The organism is Hoylesella timonensis S9-PR14 (assembly GCF_000762405.1).
In the GTDB taxonomy this organism is placed as follows: domain Bacteria; phylum Bacteroidota; class Bacteroidia; order Bacteroidales; family Bacteroidaceae; genus Prevotella; species Prevotella timonensis_A.
Window position 1 is genome coordinate 18,085 of the sequence record NZ_JRPQ01000055.1, and the last position, 19,785, is coordinate 37,869.

General features: G+C 41.3%; 12 protein-coding genes and 1 pseudogene. 8 read left to right on the forward strand and 5 right to left on the reverse strand.

The genetic code is table 11. From position 1 onward, the window contains the following. Positions 1 to 267 precede the first annotated feature (267 nt). The 6 genes from mtaB to rplT all read left to right on the forward strand — a co-directional run bounded on the left by mtaB (position 268) and on the right by rplT (position 5,253). Complete coding sequence (gene mtaB / locus HMPREF9304_RS02410) at positions 268 to 1,629, forward strand: tRNA (N(6)-L-threonylcarbamoyladenosine(37)-C(2))-methylthiotransferase MtaB (RefSeq protein WP_036926225.1); 1,362 nt, start codon at positions 268 to 270, stop codon at positions 1,627 to 1,629. Next, complete coding sequence (locus HMPREF9304_RS02415) at positions 1,626 to 2,645, forward strand: glycosyltransferase family 2 protein (protein WP_036926198.1); 1,020 nt, start codon at positions 1,626 to 1,628, stop codon at positions 2,643 to 2,645. Before mtaB ends, HMPREF9304_RS02415 begins: the two co-directional genes overlap by 4 nt. A gap of 201 nt (positions 2,646 to 2,846) precedes the next feature. Next, complete coding sequence (locus HMPREF9304_RS02420; protein ID WP_036926199.1) at positions 2,847 to 3,656, forward strand: gliding motility protein GldB-related protein; 810 nt, start codon at positions 2,847 to 2,849, stop codon at positions 3,654 to 3,656. A gap of 242 nt (positions 3,657 to 3,898) precedes the next feature. Next, the gene (infC, locus tag HMPREF9304_RS02425) at positions 3,899 to 4,597 is read left to right on the forward strand and encodes a translation initiation factor IF-3 (RefSeq protein WP_036926200.1); all 699 of its coding nucleotides are present in this window, start codon (positions 3,899 to 3,901) and stop codon (positions 4,595 to 4,597) included. A 75-nt stretch (positions 4,598 to 4,672) separates the two neighbouring features. After that, complete coding sequence (gene rpmI / locus HMPREF9304_RS02430) at positions 4,673 to 4,870, forward strand: 50S ribosomal protein L35 (RefSeq protein WP_008125624.1); 198 nt, start codon at positions 4,673 to 4,675, stop codon at positions 4,868 to 4,870. Between the two features lie 38 nt (positions 4,871 to 4,908). Then, positions 4,909 to 5,253: a 50S ribosomal protein L20 gene (gene rplT / locus HMPREF9304_RS02435; RefSeq protein ID WP_008125626.1), complete on the forward strand. Its 345-nt coding sequence runs from the start codon at positions 4,909 to 4,911 to the stop codon at positions 5,251 to 5,253. 105 nt (positions 5,254 to 5,358) lie between these two features. Here the strand turns inward: rplT and HMPREF9304_RS02440 are convergent. The 3 genes and pseudogenes from HMPREF9304_RS02440 to HMPREF9304_RS02450 all read right to left on the reverse strand — a co-directional run bounded on the left by HMPREF9304_RS02440 (position 5,359) and on the right by HMPREF9304_RS02450 (position 12,079). Continuing rightward, positions 5,359 to 6,816 (reverse strand): annotated as a pseudogene (locus HMPREF9304_RS02440) (potassium/proton antiporter). Positions 6,817 to 7,110: 294 nt separating this feature from the next. Continuing rightward, positions 7,111 to 10,791, reverse strand: coding sequence for a pyruvate:ferredoxin (flavodoxin) oxidoreductase (gene nifJ / locus HMPREF9304_RS02445; RefSeq protein ID WP_036926201.1), 3,681 nt, complete (start codon positions 10,789 to 10,791; stop codon positions 7,111 to 7,113). A 100-nt stretch (positions 10,792 to 10,891) separates the two neighbouring features. Beyond that, positions 10,892 to 12,079, reverse strand: coding sequence for an ATP-binding protein (locus tag HMPREF9304_RS02450; RefSeq protein WP_036926202.1), 1,188 nt, complete (start codon positions 12,077 to 12,079; stop codon positions 10,892 to 10,894). Between the two features lie 134 nt (positions 12,080 to 12,213). Between HMPREF9304_RS02450 and HMPREF9304_RS02455 the strand changes: the two genes are divergently transcribed. Further along, a complete protein-coding gene (locus HMPREF9304_RS02455) occupies positions 12,214 to 13,320 on the forward strand; it encodes a hypothetical protein (protein ID WP_036926203.1) in 1,107 nt (368 codons plus the stop codon). 724 nt (positions 13,321 to 14,044) lie between these two features. Here HMPREF9304_RS02455 and HMPREF9304_RS02460 read toward each other — a convergent pair. Beyond that, entirely contained in the window at positions 14,045 to 17,176 is a 3,132-nt protein-coding gene (locus HMPREF9304_RS02460) for a C10 family peptidase (protein ID WP_231564448.1), read from the reverse strand. A gap of 117 nt (positions 17,177 to 17,293) precedes the next feature. Continuing rightward, positions 17,294 to 18,502 carry a T9SS type A sorting domain-containing protein gene (locus tag HMPREF9304_RS02465; RefSeq protein WP_036926226.1) on the reverse strand — a complete coding sequence of 403 codons (1,209 nt, stop codon included), beginning with the start codon at positions 18,500 to 18,502 and terminating at the stop codon, positions 17,294 to 17,296. A 450-nt stretch (positions 18,503 to 18,952) separates the two neighbouring features. On the opposite strand from HMPREF9304_RS02465, the gene HMPREF9304_RS02470 reads away from it, so the two are divergent. Continuing rightward, positions 18,953 to 19,666 (forward strand): HmuY family protein, encoded by a 714-nt coding sequence (locus HMPREF9304_RS02470; protein WP_052045856.1) that lies wholly within the window; start codon positions 18,953 to 18,955, stop codon positions 19,664 to 19,666. Positions 19,667 to 19,785: the final 119 nt, after the last annotated feature.

Here is a 19,785-nt window from a genome sequence, read left to right on the forward strand (position 1 = left end):
GGTTGGCTGTTTCGTTTCCTATAGAGGTATCCTAAAGCAATGTGGGACAGACGCTTCAATGACCTTGGTTCAAGTAGATAGTCAGTTGAATGCTATGGACTATCCTGCACAAGATATGTGGAATGAGAAAACGTTGGCTGTTTTCAGTTAAAGCGTGTCAATCAGAGCCTTCATCCATGCTTCCTTTTTGTCCACTTTAGGATTAGTGGTGTTCACAGCTATATTATATGAGTTTTTTTCTTAAATTTGCAGTCTGATTTTATGGGTATGATAGATACAAGTGCTTTTCAAGGTAAAACGGCGTCCTACTATACACTGGGTTGCAAGCTCAACTTTTCAGAAACCTCTACTTTTGCAGAACTCTTGCAAGGGATGGGGGTACGAACGGTGCAGCGAGGTGAACCAGCTGATATTTGTCTTATCAATACTTGCTCTGTCACTGAGGTGGCAGATCATAAGTGTAGACAAGCTATTCGGCGCATGGTGCGTGAGAATCCTGGCGCATTTGTGATTGTGACAGGCTGTTATGCACAATTAGAATCACAAACGGTGAGCCAAATTGAAGGGGTTGACTTGGTGTTGGGTTCCAACGAAAAAGCGAATTTGGTGCAGTATCTCAATGATGCTTGGCTTCAAAAGAGTGAGTTGGCTGCAACGAGTCTGAATCATCGTCCATCTCTTCATACATATCAATCTGTTAAGACAAAGGATATCAAGACTTTTCAACCTTCGTGTTCGAGAGGAAATAGAACTCGCTATTTTCTGAAAGTACAAGATGGCTGCAACTATTTCTGTACCTATTGCACCATTCCTTTTGCGCGTGGTTTCTCGCGTAATCCCTCTATTGACTTTTTAGTGAAGCAGGCTGAACAGGCTGCAGCCGAAGGAGGGAAGGAAATAGTGTTGACTGGTGTAAATATAGGTGAATTTGGCGAGAGCACCAACGAGACATTTTTGGACTTGGTTAAAGCATTGGATCAGGTGCAAGGCATCAAGCGTTTTCGCATTTCCAGCCTTGAACCAGACCTCATTGACGATGAGTTGATAGATTATTGCGCACATTCCAGAGCGTTTATGCCGCATTTTCACATCCCCTTGCAAAGTGGTTCTGATGAGGTTCTTCAACTCATGCATCGCCATTATGATACTGCATTGTTTGCACATAAAATACAGTATATCAAGGAAAAAATACCCGATGCTTTCATTGGAGTAGATGTGATGGTGGGTTCACGTGGAGAAAAACCTGAATATTTTGAGGCTTGTTATCAGTTTTTGAAACAGTTGGATGTAACCCAGTTGCACGTCTTTCCTTACTCAGAACGCCCAGGGACAAGAGCACTATCGATACCTTATGTCGTTACGGACAGAGAAAAGAAAGTACGCTCTAAGCGTCTACTTCAGCTTTCTGATGAAAAAACAAAAGCTTTTTATCAAAAGTATATCGGTCATGAGGCTGAAGTCTTGTTTGAAAAAGCGGTAAGAGGAAGAACCATGCATGGTTTTACGAAGAACTATATTCGTGTAGAACTCCCTGCGTCTTTAGCTAAAGACAAATACGATAACCAATTGATTACCGTTAAGTTGGGCGACTTCAATCATCAACAATCAGCATTAAAAGTAGTTTTATGAAAGTAGCTGTCGTTATCTTAAATTGGAATGGCGAGAAAATGTTGGTCAAATATCTTCCCACTCTCTTGCAACATCTACAGGAGTCAGTAGAGGTATTTGTGGCAGATAATGCGTCTACCGATGGTTCTGTTGCATTGTTAAAGGAAAAGTTTCCTTCAGTGAAACGCATACTCTTGGATAAAAACTGGGGATTTGCCGAGGGATATAATCAAGCTCTACGACAAATCAATGCCACCTATTATATATTATTAAACTCAGACATCGAAGTTTCTTCTGGTTGGCTCTCTCCATTGATCACATGGATGGACGCACATCCTGAGGCGGCTGCGTGCCAACCCAAGTTGTTGTCGATAAGACAGCGTGACTATTTTGAGTATGCAGGAGCTTGTGGAGGATTTATCGATAAGTATGGATATCCGTTTTGCAGGGGTAGGGTGTTTGATGTGGTTGAGAAAGACGAGGGACAATATGATGAAGTTTGCCCTATTCTGTGGGCTACTGGCGCTTGTTTGATGATTAGAGCCACTGATTATTGGAAGGTAGGCGGCTTGGATGGTCGCTTCTTTGCGCACAACGAAGAGATTGATCTCTGCTGGAGATTGCGCGCCATGGGACGAGAAATATATTGTGTTCCTGAGAGTAAGGTGTATCATGTGGGTGGAGGAACCTTGCCAAAGAACAATCCAATGAAAACTTATTTGAACTTTAGGAACAATCTCACCATGCTTTATAAGAATTTGGAGACAGACGAATTGCAGCATGTGATGCGTGTCAGGTGGTGGCTTGACTATGTTGCTGCTTTCAAAATGCTGATTCTTGATGGGCATTGGGGTGATTTCAAAGCCGTATTCAAAGCACGTAAAGCCTTTCGTAAGTGGAAAAAAGATTTTGATAGCGACCGACAATACCTACAGCAACATAGAAGTGTTTCCAATCGTCAACTCTTGTCGCCATATTCTGTCTTGTGGCAATATTACGGAAAGGGTCGCCACCACTTTTCTGAACTCACTAAATAAGGTCTATTTGATTAAGCGAAATCGTGCCTTGAAGATTTCAATTGGAAACATCATTAAAGTGGGTTGACAACAAAAAATAAGAGGATTTCGGTGCTATCTTAAAATAAATTTGCTTAAAATTTATACTTTTTATCTTAAAATTTGCAACTTTTATTATTTTTATGTACTTTTGCTAAGTATAATCAAGAATAGGTTGGAGATTTGATAAAAGTACATCACATATTCATATTATTTGTTCTTTTGCTGAGTGCCTGTCAATTAAAACTCAAGCCAAACAATGAAGACGATCGCAAGTTGCTGGTAGAAGTTCAGCGCTATGATCGACTTGAAAGCCGTTATCTCACCACAGGAGATTATTCGGCATTGCAACAAATGAATACTACCTATCCTATGGAAACTCGTACTCTCATAGAAGATGTACTGAATATTGGAGAAGTAAACGAGACGGGAATCAATGCCAAGTTTTTAAACTTCTATCAAGATTCGCTATTGCAGGTCATCATTGCCGATGCCGAATCGGAGTTTGTAAGTATGGACGATATCAATAAAGATTTAAGTAATGCCTTTAGAAAACTCCAGAGGCTATTGCCCAACCTCAAAGTTCCTGTTATTTATTCACAAATTGGGGCGTTAGATCAAAGTATAGTGATTGGAAATGATGCGATAGGTATTTCTTTGGATAAGTATTTAGGGGCAGATTATCCTATTTATCGACAATTCTATACGGAGCGACAGCGTGAATCTATGAAGCGTGAATTTATCGTTCCAGATTGCTTGGTGTTCTATCTGTTAAGTAAATATCCGTTAAATAAAGAGCATCAGCATTCAGATTTCGTGAAAGAACTACACATGGCAAAAATGATGTGGACAACCAATAAATTACTTGGAAGGCGAATTTATCAAACTTCTCAAGTGAATATGATTGATCAATTTATGCGACAGCACAGAACTTTTACGTTGGAAGAATTGCTCAAACAGCAAGATTATTCAAGCTTCGAGGTTCACAGATAGAACTTACGCTAATGCAAATAACAGAACAGAAAAATTTGTTTGCGAATTACTAAAATCGTACTTTATACGAAACTGAAAGGTTGTCTGTATTCAAAAGTCGTGATTTTGTATTTGTTAATCGTCTCTACACTTTCGTGCGATGATGCTTATTGTGCTAAAAAATATGAATAAAGATTTGGCTCATTGTAATAAAATCAGTAACTTTGCAGCCGTTTCACACTTAGAACCATTAATATAGTTGAATGAAAAATGACAAATTAAGTAAACAGTACCGCGTGAATGAACAGATTCGCGTTAGGGAAGTGCGTGTTGTTGGTGATGACGGATCGCAGGTAATGCCAACCCGTCAAGCCTTGGATTTAGCTCGTCAGCAGGATGTTGATCTTGTAGAAATCTCTCCAAATGCGCAGCCACCAGTTTGTCGTCTCATCGACTATAGTAAGTTCCTTTACCAACAGAAGAAGCGTGCTAAAGAAATGAAGCAGAAGCAGGTAAAGGTAGATATCAAGGAAATACGTTTTGGACCTCAAACTGATGAACATGATTACCAGTTCAAACTCAAGCATGCACGCGAGTTCTTGAATGAAGGTAACAGAGTGAGGGCATACGTTTTCTTCCGTGGAAGGTCTATCTTGTTTAAGGAACAAGGCGAAGTGTTGTTGTTACGGTTTGCTAACGACTTGGAAGACTTTGGTAAAGTAGAACAAATGCCAAAGTTAGAAGGTAAACGAATGTTTATTTATCTCTCACCAAAGCAAGTAGGCGTGGAGAAGAAGAGTCAACAAAAGCGTGATCGTGAGCAAGCTCTGAAAGAAGCAAAAGAGGCGAAGAAGAAAGTTCCAATAGACGGATCATCAAAAGAGGAAAAGTCTAATGGCGGACTTTTTGATAACGCTAAAAATGGTTCTGAGGCACTCAAGAAACTTAAGGAAGAAGAATAAAGCTGGATTGTGCGTAACGTCCTGGTATATACGTTGCCACAGTAGTAAATAAATAACAATTTAAAAAGTAAAAAAATGCCAAAACAAAAAACAAATTCCGGTGCAAAGAAGCGCTTTAGTTTCACTGGAACAGGAAAGATTAAGCGTAATCATGCTTATCATAGTCATATCTTGACAAAGAAGACTAAGAAGCAAAAGAGAAACTTAGTAGGCTACACTCTTGTAGACAAGTCAAACTTGAAGCAAGTACGTGACTTGCTCAACTTGCGTTAATTCACTTTTAGTCAAATTATTTAAAGGAAAGAAAAACTATGCCAAGATCAGTAAATCATGTTGCATCAAAAGCAAAGAGAACCCGAATCCTTAAGCAGACTAAAGGTTATTTCGGTGCAAGAAAGAATGTGTGGACAGTAGCTAAGAACACTTGGGAAAAGGGTCTTACCTACGCATATCGTGATCGTCGTAATAAAAAGCGCAACTTCCGTTCTTTATGGATACAGCGTATTAATGCTGCAGCTCGCCTTGAAGGAATGAGTTACTCTGTTTTAATGGGTGCTTTGAACAAGGCAGGCATTGAAATTAACCGTAAGGTGCTTGCAGATCTCGCTGTTAATAACCCTGAAGCATTCAAGGCTATCGTTGACAAAGTAAAGTAAAGGAAGACAAACTTAGTCACAAATATTAAAAGAGTTGTAACTCCCAGATGAGTTACAACTCTTTTAGCATTATTGAATGTTGTGCTAATCTTCGCTTTGAATCATCTACTCAGGATGCTTGTTGGCACTGGAGAGGCATAACAAGATGTCACCTTTCTCTAAAGGTAATTGACCATTGGGAACCAAGATAGTTTTTCCACGTTTCACCATCATAACAAGCGTTCCTTTAGGAATGTTCATCTCAGATAATAAGTTTCCATTTTCAAGCATACTCTCTTCTAAAGTTACCTCTTTTAGTTTTGAGCCTAATTCCTCTGGAATCTCAACTCCAAATTCATTACCGCTCTTTTCTTCTGGCATGTCGAGCTGGAGTTTTTTCGCCACTAATGAGATGGTAGTACCTTGCACTGTAAGTGATAGCAGGGTGATAAAGAAGACAATATTAAACAAGAGGTCTGCTCCTTCGACACCGTTAATGATGGGATATGTGGCAAAAATAATGGGGACGGCACCTCGAAGACCAACCCATGATAGGAAAGTTTTGGCTTTCAATGGAATTTTGCGATAGGGTAGTAAGCATAAAAATACACTTACAGGGCGCGCAACAAGCATCATAAACACTGCGATAGCGAGGGAGAAGAGGCTTACGTCAATCAACTCTGAAGGATTAACCAGCAGTCCAAGGGTGAGGAATAGGATGATTTGGAGCAACCAAGTAAGTCCATCTAAGAACGTAGACATCTCTCGTCGATAAGACAGACGGCAGTTGCCCACTACAAGTCCTGCAATATACACTGCTAAATATCCATTGCCGTTTAACAAGTCGGTCAGTGTAAAGGTGATAAACACCATACTTAGAAGAAGTACAGGATAGAGTGCTGCGTTTGGGAGATTGATACGATTAATCAACCAAACTGTCAAGCGACCAAGACCGTAGCCTAGTGCTCCTCCTAATAAAAACTGTTAGCCAATGTTTAGTGATAAGTCTAAAAAAGAAAAATCATCACCCGAGAGGGCTACGTTGATGAGTGCTATCGTCAGCATATAAGCCATGGGGTCGTTGCTACCACTCTCTAATTCCAACGTTGGTCGCAATTTGTGTTTCAAGCCAATTCCTTGTGTTCGCAAAAGATTAAACACAGAAGCCGAATCTGTCGAAGACATGGTTGCAGCCAACAGCATCGATACAATCAATGACAATTGAATATCCATGCCTGCCCACTGCGATAATGCAAATATAAACCCGCCTGTCAAGACTGTTGTCATCACTACACCCAAAGTAGATAGGATGACACCCATTCCAATGATAGGCTTAACTTCCTTAAACTTGGTGTCCATACCGCCAGAAAACAGGATGATACTCAATGCCACCATACCAATGAATTGTGTGTCGTGTGGGCTATCAAATTCCATACCCAACCCTTCACTGCCAAAAAACATCCCTGTAAACAAGAATAACAGCAATGTTGGAATGCCGAAGCGATAGCCTGTTTTACTGATAAGTATGCTGACTAATACTAAGAAAGAGCCTAAGAGAAAAATATTTTCTGTTGAGAAAGTGATCATTACTTCTTTTAATAGTGAGTGATGTAATTTATGGTATGGTTATTAGAATCTGTAAATGGTCTAACTGATTATCATGGACAAAGATACGAAAATTGATGAATATAACAATATGTTCAAATGAAAGATTTTAAGAATAAAACACTCTATACAGCAGTACAATCATGAAATAGAGCCGAACTATTTATAAAAAAATCACAGCAAGGACAACCCTGCTGTGATAAATATAAAGTGTGTTTGTGTAACGAGATTGCGTTAAGCTATCTTACTCATACACATAGTCTATACAGATGTTTAAGATTTGGCATCTACATGCTCAGCCTTAGAATCTTCTTTGGGCTTGCTTGCAACTACTTCTTCTTTTGTTTCAGCTGTATTAGGATTGTTGTTCTCTGTTTCATCTACCTTTTCATTAGAAAAACTCCAGTCCTCTTGTGCTTTTCTTACATAGCTGTTGTAGCGCAACTTTGCCATGTCTTCCGCAGCTTGGAATAGTTCTTCTGCTTCATCGGGATAGGCTTTCTTAACAGACAGATAACGAACTTCACCTAATAAGAAATCATGGAATTTACTCCAGTCTGGCTCTTTGGAGTCGAGTTGGAATGGATTCTTTCCTTCGTTAGCAAGTAATGGATTGTATCTCCACAGATGCCAGTAACCGCAAGCAACGGCACGAGCTTCTTCGGCTTGACTCTTTCCCATGCCACCCTTAGCTTTCAAACCGTGATTGATACATGGTGAGTAAGCGATGATGAGTGATGGTCCAGGATAAGCTTCTGCTTCACGAATTGCCTTTAACGTTTGTGCTTGATCAGCTCCCATTGCTATTTGTGCCACGTAAACATAGCCATAGGTGGTTGCCATCAAACCTAAATCTTTTTTGCGGATACGCTTTCCTTGTGCTGCGAATTGGGCAATGGCACCTAAAGGTGTAGCTTTTGAACTCTGTCCACCAGTATTTGAGTAAACCTCTGTGTCGAGAACCAAGAAATTAACATCTTCACCAGAAGCGATGACATGGTCTAATCCACCAAAACCAATATCGTAAGAGGCTCCGTCACCTCCAATAATCCATTGCGAACGTTTGATGAGATAATGTTCAAGTGTCATCAGTTCTTTGCCAATAGTGCAGCCTTTGTCAGCGCAAGCTTGGATAAGAGGTTTGAGTTGAGCAGCTGCTTCTTTCGAAGCATCAGCATTATCCTTCGCTTCCATCCATTTTTGTGCAGCTTCTTTCAGTTCGTTTGAGGTATCTTCCTTTTCAATAAGTTGGTTTAAGAGCAATATAACTCTGTCTCGCATCTTCTTATTACCCAATACCATACCCATACCAAACTCACAGAAGTCTTCGAATAATGAGTTTGCAAAAGCTGGTCCCTTTCCTTCTGCATTGGTAGTGTAAGGTGTTGATGGTAATGATGCAGAATAAATGGAAGAACATCCTGTTGCATTTGATATCATTTCTCGATCTCCAAAGAGTTGTGAAACCAATTTAACGTAAGGCGTTTCACCACAACCAGCACATGCTCCTGAGAATTCGAAGAGCGGCTGTGCAAACTGTGTATTCTTCACATTGCTCTTGATATCTACAAGATGTTGTTTGCTCTTTACGTTCTTTGTGAGGTAGTTCCAATTTTCTATCATCTTTTCGTCACGTGTAAATGGAACCATCTTCAATGCCTTTCCTTGCTTGTTTCCAGGACATACGTCGGCACAGTTGCCACAACCAACACAGTCGAGCACACTTACTTGGATACGGAAGTTCATACCAGCCATTGGTCTCGGAACCTTCATTGCCAAGGTAGTATCATCAAAGCCTTTCACTTCCTCTTCATCTAAAACGAAAGGACGGATAGCTGCGTGAGGACAAACGTATGCACACTTGTTACACTGGATACAGTTTTCTGAGGTCCACTCGGGGTTGAAAGCTTCAACGCCTCGTTTCTCGTAAGCGGCTGAACCATTTTTCATGGTGCCATCTACCATATCATGCTTGATGAAATCTGAAACCTTCAGCAAGTCACCTGCTTGTGAGTTGATAGGTCGTACAATCTCTTTGATGTATGCGGGTACATCTTCTTCTTTCACCTCTGGGTCGTCTTCGAGTTGAGCCCATGCTGGGTCTACTTCCAATTGCTTGTACTCGTTACCACGTTCTACGGCAGCGTAGTTCTTATCAACAATATCCTGACCCTTGTTACCGTAAGATTTTACAATGAACTTCTTCATCTGTTCTACGGCAAGGTCAACAGGGATGACTTCTGTAATGCGGAAGAAAGCACTCTGAAGAATGGTGTTCGTACGATTACCCAAACCAATTTCTTGTGCAATCTTGGTAGCGTTGATGTAGTAAACGGTGATGTTGTTCTTAGCGAAGTAGCGTTTCAACTTGTTAGGAATGAAGTTAGCTAATTCTTTTCCTTCGAAGACCGTGTTCAGAAGGAATGTTCCATTCTTACGAAGTCCACGTAAAACATCATACATTCTTAAATATGCCTGTACGTGACATGCCACGAAGTTAGGCGTAATCACTTTATAGGTGGAGTGAATTGTATGATCGCCAAAGCGCAAATGCGAGCAGGTAAAACCTCCTGACTTCTTGGAGTCGTATGAGAAGTAAGCCTGACAATACTTGTCGGTATTATCACCAATAATCTTCACCGAGTTCTTATTCGCACCAACTGTTCCGTCAGCACCCAATCCAAAGAATTTTGCTTCAAACAATCCTTCAGATGCTAAAGGCTTATCTTCTAACAAAGGAAGTGAAGTAAATGTAACGTCGTCTACGATACCAACAGTGAAATGATTCTTTGGTTCGTTCATCTCTAAGTTGTTAAATACAGAGATGATGTGGCTTGGAGTTATGTCTGCCGAACCTAATCCGTAGCGTCCACCAACGATAAGTGGCTTGTTTTCTACATCATAGAATGCACTCTTTACGTCCAAGTACAGTGGTTCTCCTTCTGCACCTGGCTCTTTTGTGCGGTCAAGCACAGCAATACGCTTTACTGTCTTAGGAACAGCAGCTAACAAGTGCTTTACAGAGAATGGACGATACAAGTGTACAGAAACCATTCCCACTTTCTTACCTTCCTTCATTTGGTGGTCAATCACCTCACGAGTAGCTTCGCAAGCCGATCCCATCAGAATGATGATGTTCTCTGCATCCTTTGCACCATAATAAGAGAAGATATGATATTCACGACCAGTCAAATCAGAGATTTGTTTCAAGTAGCCTTCAACTACATCTGGAACATCCTCATAATGCTGGTTACATGCTTCACGATGTGTAAAGAAGGTTTCTGGGTTTTCAGCGGTACCACGAGTTACAGGGCGTTCGGGTGTTAATGCACGATCACGGAAACGCTTAATGTCATCGTTATCAACCATGTTTTTGATAGCCTCTTCATCAATCATTTCAATTTTATGATATTCATGAGAAGTACGGAAACCATCAAAGAAATTGATGAATGGAATGCTTGTTTTCAAGGTTGCCAAGTGTGGTACGGCTGACAAATCCATAACCTCTTGAACAGAACCAGAACAGAACATAGCAAAACCTGTCTGTCGACAAGCCATGACATCAGAATGGTCTCCAAAGATACACAGTGCGTGCGTAGCGACTGTACGTGCAGAAACATTGATGACACAAGGCAACTGTTCGCCTGCAATCTTGTACATGTTAGGAATCATCAACAGTAAACCCTGCGATGCAGTATAGGTAGTGGTCAGTGCACCTGATTGCAATGAGCCGTGCATGGCACCAGCTGCGCCAGCTTCTGATTGCATTTCTTGTACGAGGACAGGTTGTCCAAACATATTTTTACGACCCTTGGCAGCCCATGTGTCCACGTGTTCTGCCATCGTTGATGATGGAGTGATAGGATAAATAGCTGCAACTTCTGAGAACATATAACTAATATGTGCTGCGGCTTCATTACCATCACAAGTGATAAACTTTTTCTCTTTTGCCATTTTATTAAATATTAATGAATGTTTTGTATATAATCTTTGTATTCAAAATACTGATATTCTTTTGCATCACCCTGAACTTGTCTCGATGCTTTTTGTTCAGCTAATATAGAAAACCGAAAAGCCAAAGTGGTATCTTATTATATTGTCCTACCTCTGTATGATATCTAGCGTACAGCGTGTCATTGTTGTACCTTATCTTATGTTCGCTCTTGGCATCGCAAATTCTAAACTTTTTGTTGTCATCCACGATGAAGAAATGGTCTTTGGAACTCTGATTAACGGTATGATCTTTCCACATACAGTTTACAAAGAACGTCTCCATCAGGTCTTGTTCACTTGCTTTGTTGGGATAGATAACATATTGTAAATTAGTATTATGCATCATTACCTTCGCGGGTTTCTTTGGGAAATCCTGTCCCACGGGATAAATAATGTTAATCAATCGTGCGTCTGCCAGATATTTGATGTAATTCATCACCGTGGCACGGCTTGTCTTTATCTCATGCGCCAAATTACTGATATTAGGTGCACACTGACCTTCTGTAGCTAAGAGGTAGAACAGTTTTTTTATTTTTGTCAAATACTTCAATTCTATTTGTTTGATGAGCAGAATGTCTACCTCTGTCATCATGTTCATGGTCTTCAGTAGATTTTCCGAGAAATTTTGATTTTCCAAGAAGAAAGGATAAAAACCATGATGGATATAATCCTTGAAATATTTATTAGGACTTGCATTTGGTAAGATGTGCTTAACAATGCGTTCGTGGTCTTTAAGGATTTCATCAAGCGAATAAGCCCTAAATTGTTGATTTGTTTTTAAGTTTAGGAACTCCCTGAAAGAGAATCCACGAAGGTTGTAACTCTTAACAATGCCATTGAGTTCGGGGTTTTCTTCTTTTAAGCGCATGACGCTCGAACCCGTAAAGATGATTTTCAAATCAGGAAAATTATCATAGCATCGGCGGAGTTCTGTACTCCAATTTGGCTGCTTAAAAACCTGATCAATCAGCAAAACCTTTCCTCCGTTTTGTACAAAACTGGCTGCAAATTCGTCAATTCCACATCCTTGAAAGTAGAAGTTGTTCATATTGATGTACAGACAACTTCTATCTGTGCTTTCAAAGTTCTCTTGCGCATACTGCAATAGAAAGGTTGTCTTGCCCACCCCTCTGGAGCCTTTGATTCCAATCAACCTATCATTCCAGTCAATCTCATCCATGAGGGTGCGACGAACTGGCGCTTTTGTATGTTCGACAAGGTTCGTATGTGTGCGAAAGAAAGATTCCATGTAAAAAAACTAATTATGAAGTTTTTACCACTGCAAAGGTAATATTAATTTCGATAATTGCAAAGTCTATATTGCAAAATATCATCTTTTTTTATTATTTTTGCATGTACTTAAAACGAAAGGAGATTTGTTTAATGAAATTGCATGTTTTCAATCCTGAACATGACATCGCTTTGGCTGTCAATATGGAACAGTTTACTGCGCCACATGCAGCCCGTGAATTGCGCACTGACTTGGGTTATCTGCCAGCTCTATGGGCTGAAGATGGAGATATGGTATTGGTCGACGATGTCCCAGCAGCTTTAGAAACGGTACGGCATCATGGTGATGATGCGCAAGAAGTGATATTTGTCACGGATCGTGATTTGCAACAATTATCTACATTGTCACCTATGAAGGTGGAAGCATGGGGAATGAATAAAAGTTTGGTAAAACGTTTGTTAGCCTGCAATCCTAACTTTACAGCGGTATTGCCCAACGATGCACAGTTGGACACCATTCGACAAATGAGCAATCGTAGGTTTGCAGCCACCCATATCCTTCCTGCCTTGGTTGCTTCTCATCCAAGATTTGTGGGGAAAAGTACCTATTTTACAGGACAAGTTCAAAGTCTCAAGACACTGTTCAATCAACCTCATCAACGTTTTGTGTTGAAAGCGCCATGGAGTAGCAGTGGGAGAGGAATGCGATATGTTGATCATGATTTCACACCCCATGTAGAAGGGTGGTGCAAAAACCTGATACATCGACAGGGTGGCATCATGATAGAACCACAATATGATAAGGTATTAGATTTTGGAATGGAATTTGAAGCCTCCGCACAAGGTGACATCCAATATTTGGGGCTTTCTCTCTTTTCTACTGTGCATGGCGCTTATTTTGGGAATATCGTTGCCAGTGAGGAGACAAAGCGTCAAGAGATTTCACAATTTATACCCCTTGATTTGCTCAATTTCTTGCAACGTACCTTGCATTCCTTGTTGGTTGCGGAAGTATCTGGCAAGTATGTGGGTCCCTTTGGCGTGGATATGATGATTGTGAAGTTGGCAGATGCAAAAGAATTGTGTGTACATCCATGCGTTGAAATCAATTTTCGCCGCACCATGGGACATGTTGCATTAAGTTTGTCGACAAATGATGTACCCCAACCGAAGCGTTTAATGCAAATAACCTACACGGACAAATATCGACTAAAAATTTCCTTAGCGGGGGATGATCTTGCCACTCCTTATACTTTTTAATGGGATGTTGACAGGTGTGTGAAAGTGGTTTTTGTCCTGTTATTTTACCAATAAACGGTCATTGAAAATTTCCAAAATAGAAAATTTCAATAGGCAAACGCCCAACAAAAATGGGCTGATTTTCGAAAAATAAACGTCTCTTCAAGCTGAAACATTGAGTTAACGGGCTTGGAAACATGTATTAGAAGTGTTATTCACATACTTCAGTAGCCTTAAAGCATGCAAATAACACGCTTAACTCAATGGGTTAGCTGCCAAGAAAGGGCAAAAATGCGAACGAAAAGAACCGACATACGCATAACATTCTTAATAACAGTACGTTACAATCCTCTCTCATATTTCGCGTATTTGCGACCAACTTTGGTGTTGGTTGTTTTTACGCGAGTTATGAGAGGCTCTTTGTAAAGAAAATTCAGTATTAATTCTCCTTCCATTTGCGTACCCCCAATTTTGCATACGCTGTTTTGGTGACGTTTTTGGTTGTAACCATATCATTCTAAATGCTAGTAGAGAAGGAATATCAAACAAAGGCGGCTAATGTTGAGTGCTTACTCTTAATCTTCTTTTTTCTTCTTGTAGTAATCTTAAAATGCTCTGCTAATTTTAATACAATTGGTTAAAATTAACAGAGCGTTTGCATATCACCATCCCATTCAAAAGGCATGGGATAATAGGTTTTGATAATGAAGGGCGAACCCTTATGTGTTACATAGAGTTACCTATATCATTTAATCACCTTCTTTCCATTGACAACATACACGCCTTTAGGCAAACGAGCGATGTCATCTTTACCCTCTCCAACTTTAACCCCTTGAAGGTTATAGATGACATACTGGTGAGCATTTGTCGTTGTATGGGTAGGGATGCCCAACTCTACGTCATCCAATACAACAGTCAGCGACTTCACGGCGTTCTCGTTATTGATATGATTAGGCTCCACAAAAGCAGAGAAACACTCAACGGTTGGTGCCTGAGACAGTTCAAAGCGATTTGTTGCCGCATTATAGAGATAAGCCGAGCCCGGCTGATGTTGTCTAATCGTTCCTACAAAGTTATAATTGTCAGAACCGAGAACACTCTTGGCATGCTGATTTACTTCTACATCCTTGCCATGAATGGTCAGCATCATGTCTGCTGTTGTGTCATGAATGTGTTTTATTTCCAGAAGATAAGGACAATAAGCCTCTATATGCTGAGTCGTGTTAAAATAAAGTTTGTTCTCCTGCTCATGAACGAAATTATAAACATGTAATTCGGCGGGTTGTCCGTTTATCTTCATGTCATTGGGGACAAAAGGCAAAGAGAGGGTAGTCCATGCGCTTTCTGTATCCTTACCATTGGCAACCAAAGGACGCTGGCATGTAATTTCTCTTGCGGTAAAATTGCGCAACATCTTTATGGGCTGGTTGGTTTGTAAGGTTATCTTCGGTGCTTCATCACCCAAGATGACATTTTTGTCTTTCAAGGTCTCGGGTACGATGCTTGCTTCGTGTAGATAATATAGACAGTTGGGATTGTTGCTCGGCCTCAACTTTGTACCTTTCTTCACGTTTAAGTCGCGCATGTCTACCGCTATGGCATCCGTCAAGTCGATACTCTCTTCTGGTTCAAGAGCCACTGGCGTTCCATCTGCCAGGTACTTCATCACGGCAGCTTTGCATGTAATGGCTCCATTGCATATAGCCTTACCTTTTAGATAGATACCTTCGTACCCCAGTAATGTTACGATGTATCTTGTTCCAGGAATCAGGTTGTCGAAAGCAAACGGTAGCGTGATAGTCTTTCCTGCGGGAATGATAGCATTTAGCTGTTTCATCTGTACGTCTTGTTTCTCTCCAACTATTGCGATGAGCAAATCACGGTCGTAATCATCTGTCGCCGTATTTTTAACCTCAAACCGTCCTTCCATGTGGGTGCCATACAGTTCATCCGCCTTTTTGCGACTGCCGTTTGTGCAGAATACCGATGCCGTTAATTTGGCGTCTGGCACGTTCTTTCCTTCTGCGACGTCCACTTCTCCTTTGCCTACGAAATCGATGTCACGATCTTGCATGCTGTCCCAAACGTTAATGTGATATTGCGTTTTCGGCTTCGCTACGTCGGGTTGAAAGCTCAAAGGTACATCTATCGTTGCGCCAGGCGCTATGGATAAACCCAATACCGAGCGTTTGTTGCCGAAAACAAAACTTAACGAGCCGGTAAAGTCGGGACCGACATTCTTTATTTTCGCCATGGCCGTATAAGTCCTGCCCGTCTTGATGACTTTTGGCATGTCAATGGAAACCAATTTCAAGTCGATGGTTTGAGGGTTGATGATGGACGCGTTCAACTGGGTTTCCGTAATATGTAAGTTGCATACCGACTTCTCCGCACCAGGGCAAAGTTGCCAGGTGTTCGACTTTTTTTCCTTGCACATAGGCAACAACTGATAGTCACCTTTCAGTCCTGCGCCAAAGTTTTTCAAGATTGCCTTATAGAAAGTCCTTTTAGGGGTGATTGGCTCGTACGAGATAACATCGCTCTCATGCACCACCTTCATCAACTTACCGTCTTTATATAAGCCCACGCCCATTTGACCTTCAAAGGGCAACAGCATGTAATTGAACAGCTCGTAAGACATACTGAGCCCTTTAAAACCTTGTTCAATTCTTTTTCTCGACATCTGGCTAAGTCCGCGCAAGTGCAGGTCTATTACCGTCATGGCGTCCAACTGCTCTTCACCTTCATTCGGCTTAACGCCTAAAATGGCACACTGGCTCAATGAATATCCGCCCTCAAACGATCCTATTCCTTGTTGGTCTGGATTGAGAACAGACAAGCGGAAATATCCATCAGACAAGCCGCTCCATCCCCAGTTGATGTGAAAGTAATCGCCCGACTCGTATCCGTCGCATACGAATTCGTGTCCTCCTCCTGTTGGCGTCACGCCACCATACAGTACGGGTCGACCTTCTTTCAATTCCTCGTAAATCATGTTGTTCCATGTCTTTGAGGTATATCCACTACGGTCGGCATAGCGTGCCGCCTTGCTGTATCCAAAATAGTGCGTCAGTGCGTATGGTAACTCAACGGCTACCGTTCCCGACCCGCCTTGCTTGGCGGTGGCATAATCCATTTCCGTGGAGACACCGCAATATTTCATCAATTTAGCTACGGCGTTTTTCTGCTCCCGATTGGCATTCTCGTCGTACGTCCGCAGCATGTTTTTCCAGTCGAATGTCGTTTTGGGCAGCGTGTCCAGAACCTTTCCTATCTTCGGGCTCTTGTAGCCGGGTATCGTGTCGAGGGTTTCTCCCCGCGGGCATTGATGATAATACATCACTTGTGCCATGGCAGTTGCGACGCATCCTGTTACCGTTCGTTCAAAAGCCCCCATCGGGCAGGCGTCATTATAGGGTGCTCCTTGATTCCAGCGTGTTTCGATGAGCGGGTGAATGGAGCGTTTCACGCTTAGTCCCGCACGCGTTCCTGAAGCTGTTTTTAGGTTTTTCAACCGCAGGCGGACAGCTGTTTTTATCTCGTGCTCATACAAACTGAGCAAGTCTTTCAATTGCACGGGAATGTTGTTTACGTCAAACTTTCCCGTATAGGCATATCCCAATACCGCGTCTGTCCGGTCGTCTGCCGACGTGATGACGAAGCCTTGCCCGTTGCCATTGTTGAAGACATAATAAGCGTTGGGGCACTGCATGACCATTTTCAACTGGTTGCGCTGAGACTTCGCGCGAGTGCTTGTCGTTGGTTGTTTTTGCTTCAAGAACCGCATGGCCAGCTTCATGGCCTCTTGCTTTCCGATGGGATTGGCATTGGCCAAGGTGGAAATGGCGATTAAAACGAATAATAGAGTTTTCTTCATTGTTGATTTCTTTTGCAAGCACATGATCGTTGCTTGCGTAAGTCTGTAAATAAAGTATGGCAAGGGTGTTACGGTTTCTTTGCCGTAAGCTCCCTTGCCTTATACTGTCGTGATGTATTAAGATTTTGCAAATTTGACAACTTTGCTTCCTATTTTGGCTATATATTCGCCAGCGGGCAACGTGTTCAGGCTGATAGTCTTGTTGCCTCTTACCACATGGGTTGCCACCAATTGTCCTGTTACGCTGTACACGCAAACTTGCTCCGTGCCATTGTTTGTCGCCCCCTCAATGATTAGGCAGCCATTGCTAAAGCTAATGTTCGCTTGGTCATGGGTGATTTCTGCGATGCCATCCGTTTTCTTCTCTACTGCCGTGTTTTCTTCATAACTACATTCGGTTTCATCCGTAGATTCACTCATGGGAACATGCTTAAAAGCCTTGTTGAGCGGAAGGTGGTTGAAGTACATACAGTTGCGCGGACCTAAGTAAAGGCGGTCTCCTTCTGATTGCACCAAAGGAATGAACGTATGTGCGGCATCGTACTGTTCATCGCCTTCATCGCCATAGCTGAATGTGTAAGAGAAAGCTTCTGTTCCTGTGTTCGTGATGTCTCCATTGTCATCGTACACATACTTTAGCTCCATGGGTGTGCTCTCCGTCATTTCTTCTCCTGGAATATATTTCAAACCTACCATGCGGTCGTCAATGTTGTTATCGTATTCAAACACTTCTTTCCATACATTGTTGCCGTTGCTCATCATAAAACTAAAGGTCTGCTCACGTCCCTTGTCATCATAAGTAATGGTGGTATGGCGATCTGCGAAACCTTCCAGTTTCAGATTTTTCTCGTCAAACTGCACGTCATTGGTTTTAATCACGCGCATCTGTGCATCGTACTCGTATGTAGAACGTAAGTCTTCCATCAATATAAGGTTCCCCTTTTTATCCGGTTTTAACGTGTATCTATGATAGGTCTTGATAAATCCATTGTCGTCACGATCGTAAACGTCACGTCGGTCTTTTCGCTGTCCGCCTTCTGGCTTGACGGTATAGCGTGTTTCTTCTTTCAAATAGCCATTCGCATCATAAGAGAACTTGATGACTTCCGTTGGATTGTCATCTTCGGTAGATACCACTTCTGTCAGAAACCCATTGTCATCATATTTATATTTAAAGACTTCTGAACCTCCGAACGTACTCCATTGCGCAAGACGGTGCGTGTGAACTTTTGGAATAGCTCTGTAATAATTGGGTGCTTTCTTACTTTCGGCGTTAACGCCTAAACACAATACTGCCAAAAGAGCAGGTAGTAAAAATTTTTTCATGTTAATTGTTATTTTGTAAAAGTTTAAATGAATTTCTATGATAGTACGCAAACCAAATGCGGTACGCATATTTGAGTTATAGCGCCTTTTGTATTGCAAAAGTACGTCTTATCAATATAATGAGCAATACCTACTAATTGTGACGTTACTCAGGCATACCTATTTGTAGGTATAAATATAAGTCTGTTAAGGTATTAGTTTGTTTATCAGGTTGTTAGCTTGTTCAATATGAAACTTATATAACAATTAATCTATGTCCTTTATGTTGTCACCTTATTTTAAAGCTCTTCATTTTTCTTCTACCTACAACTAGTTACTTCTCTAAAAAATCATTTTGTCAGCTTATCTACAAGTGAGCGAAATACATAAAAATAGGTATTTTGCATTTTTTTTCATCTTTGTACCTTTGCAACTAAATTTATAACACTCATTATTCAAACAATTATTAAAATGAAAAAAATGACTACCGCCCTGTTTTTGGGCCTTACAGCCATGGTCTTTACATGGACATCGTGTGACAAATCGGAGGATTTATCCCAAAAGAAAGAGAAAGAAGAACAAAGTGTGATTTGCAAGCATGCCGATATTTTGTTGCAAGAAAAACAAATGACCAACTACGACAAGTGGGTTTACATTGATTTGGAAAGTGGCAAGACTGAAACCCAGACAGATTATCGCGCATGGGTGTATGGCATGATGAACCGGCAAACGGGCGAAATGGATCAGATTACCAAAGAGATACCCGAGCGTGCAAATAACGAGCCAAAGAAGTGGCACATCGCTTTCCACTTGTATGACCCCATGACCAATGGCGGTGAGGTGATGATTGCAGGTAAGGATACCACCTCTCTTGACCAAATCACTGAACTTCCCAAAGGTGGTACATGGACAGTAGACAAGCCTGTATGGATTTTGGTAGATATGGCAGGTATGATGCAGATGCCTCCGACAATGGGATACAGTAAGGGATTTTCTAATCCTAATCTGCACAAGTATATGCGTCGTGCGGGGATGGGGCAATATGAAATGGCAAATAAAGGGCGCATCTTTATTGTAAAATTTAAGGATGGAAGTTTTGCAGCCATCAAGTTCACAGACATTACTGATGCGACAGGAAAGAAGAAACAAGTGTCATTCGACTACAAGTTTGTTAAAAAGAATTAAACCCTTGTGAAGATAACCACCTTTCATTCTGCTGATAAGGGCATGAGAGGTGGCTTTTTTGCTTTATCAAGGCAGCAACCTATCAAACCGAATGTCCATTCTCGGAAAGGCGTTGTCAC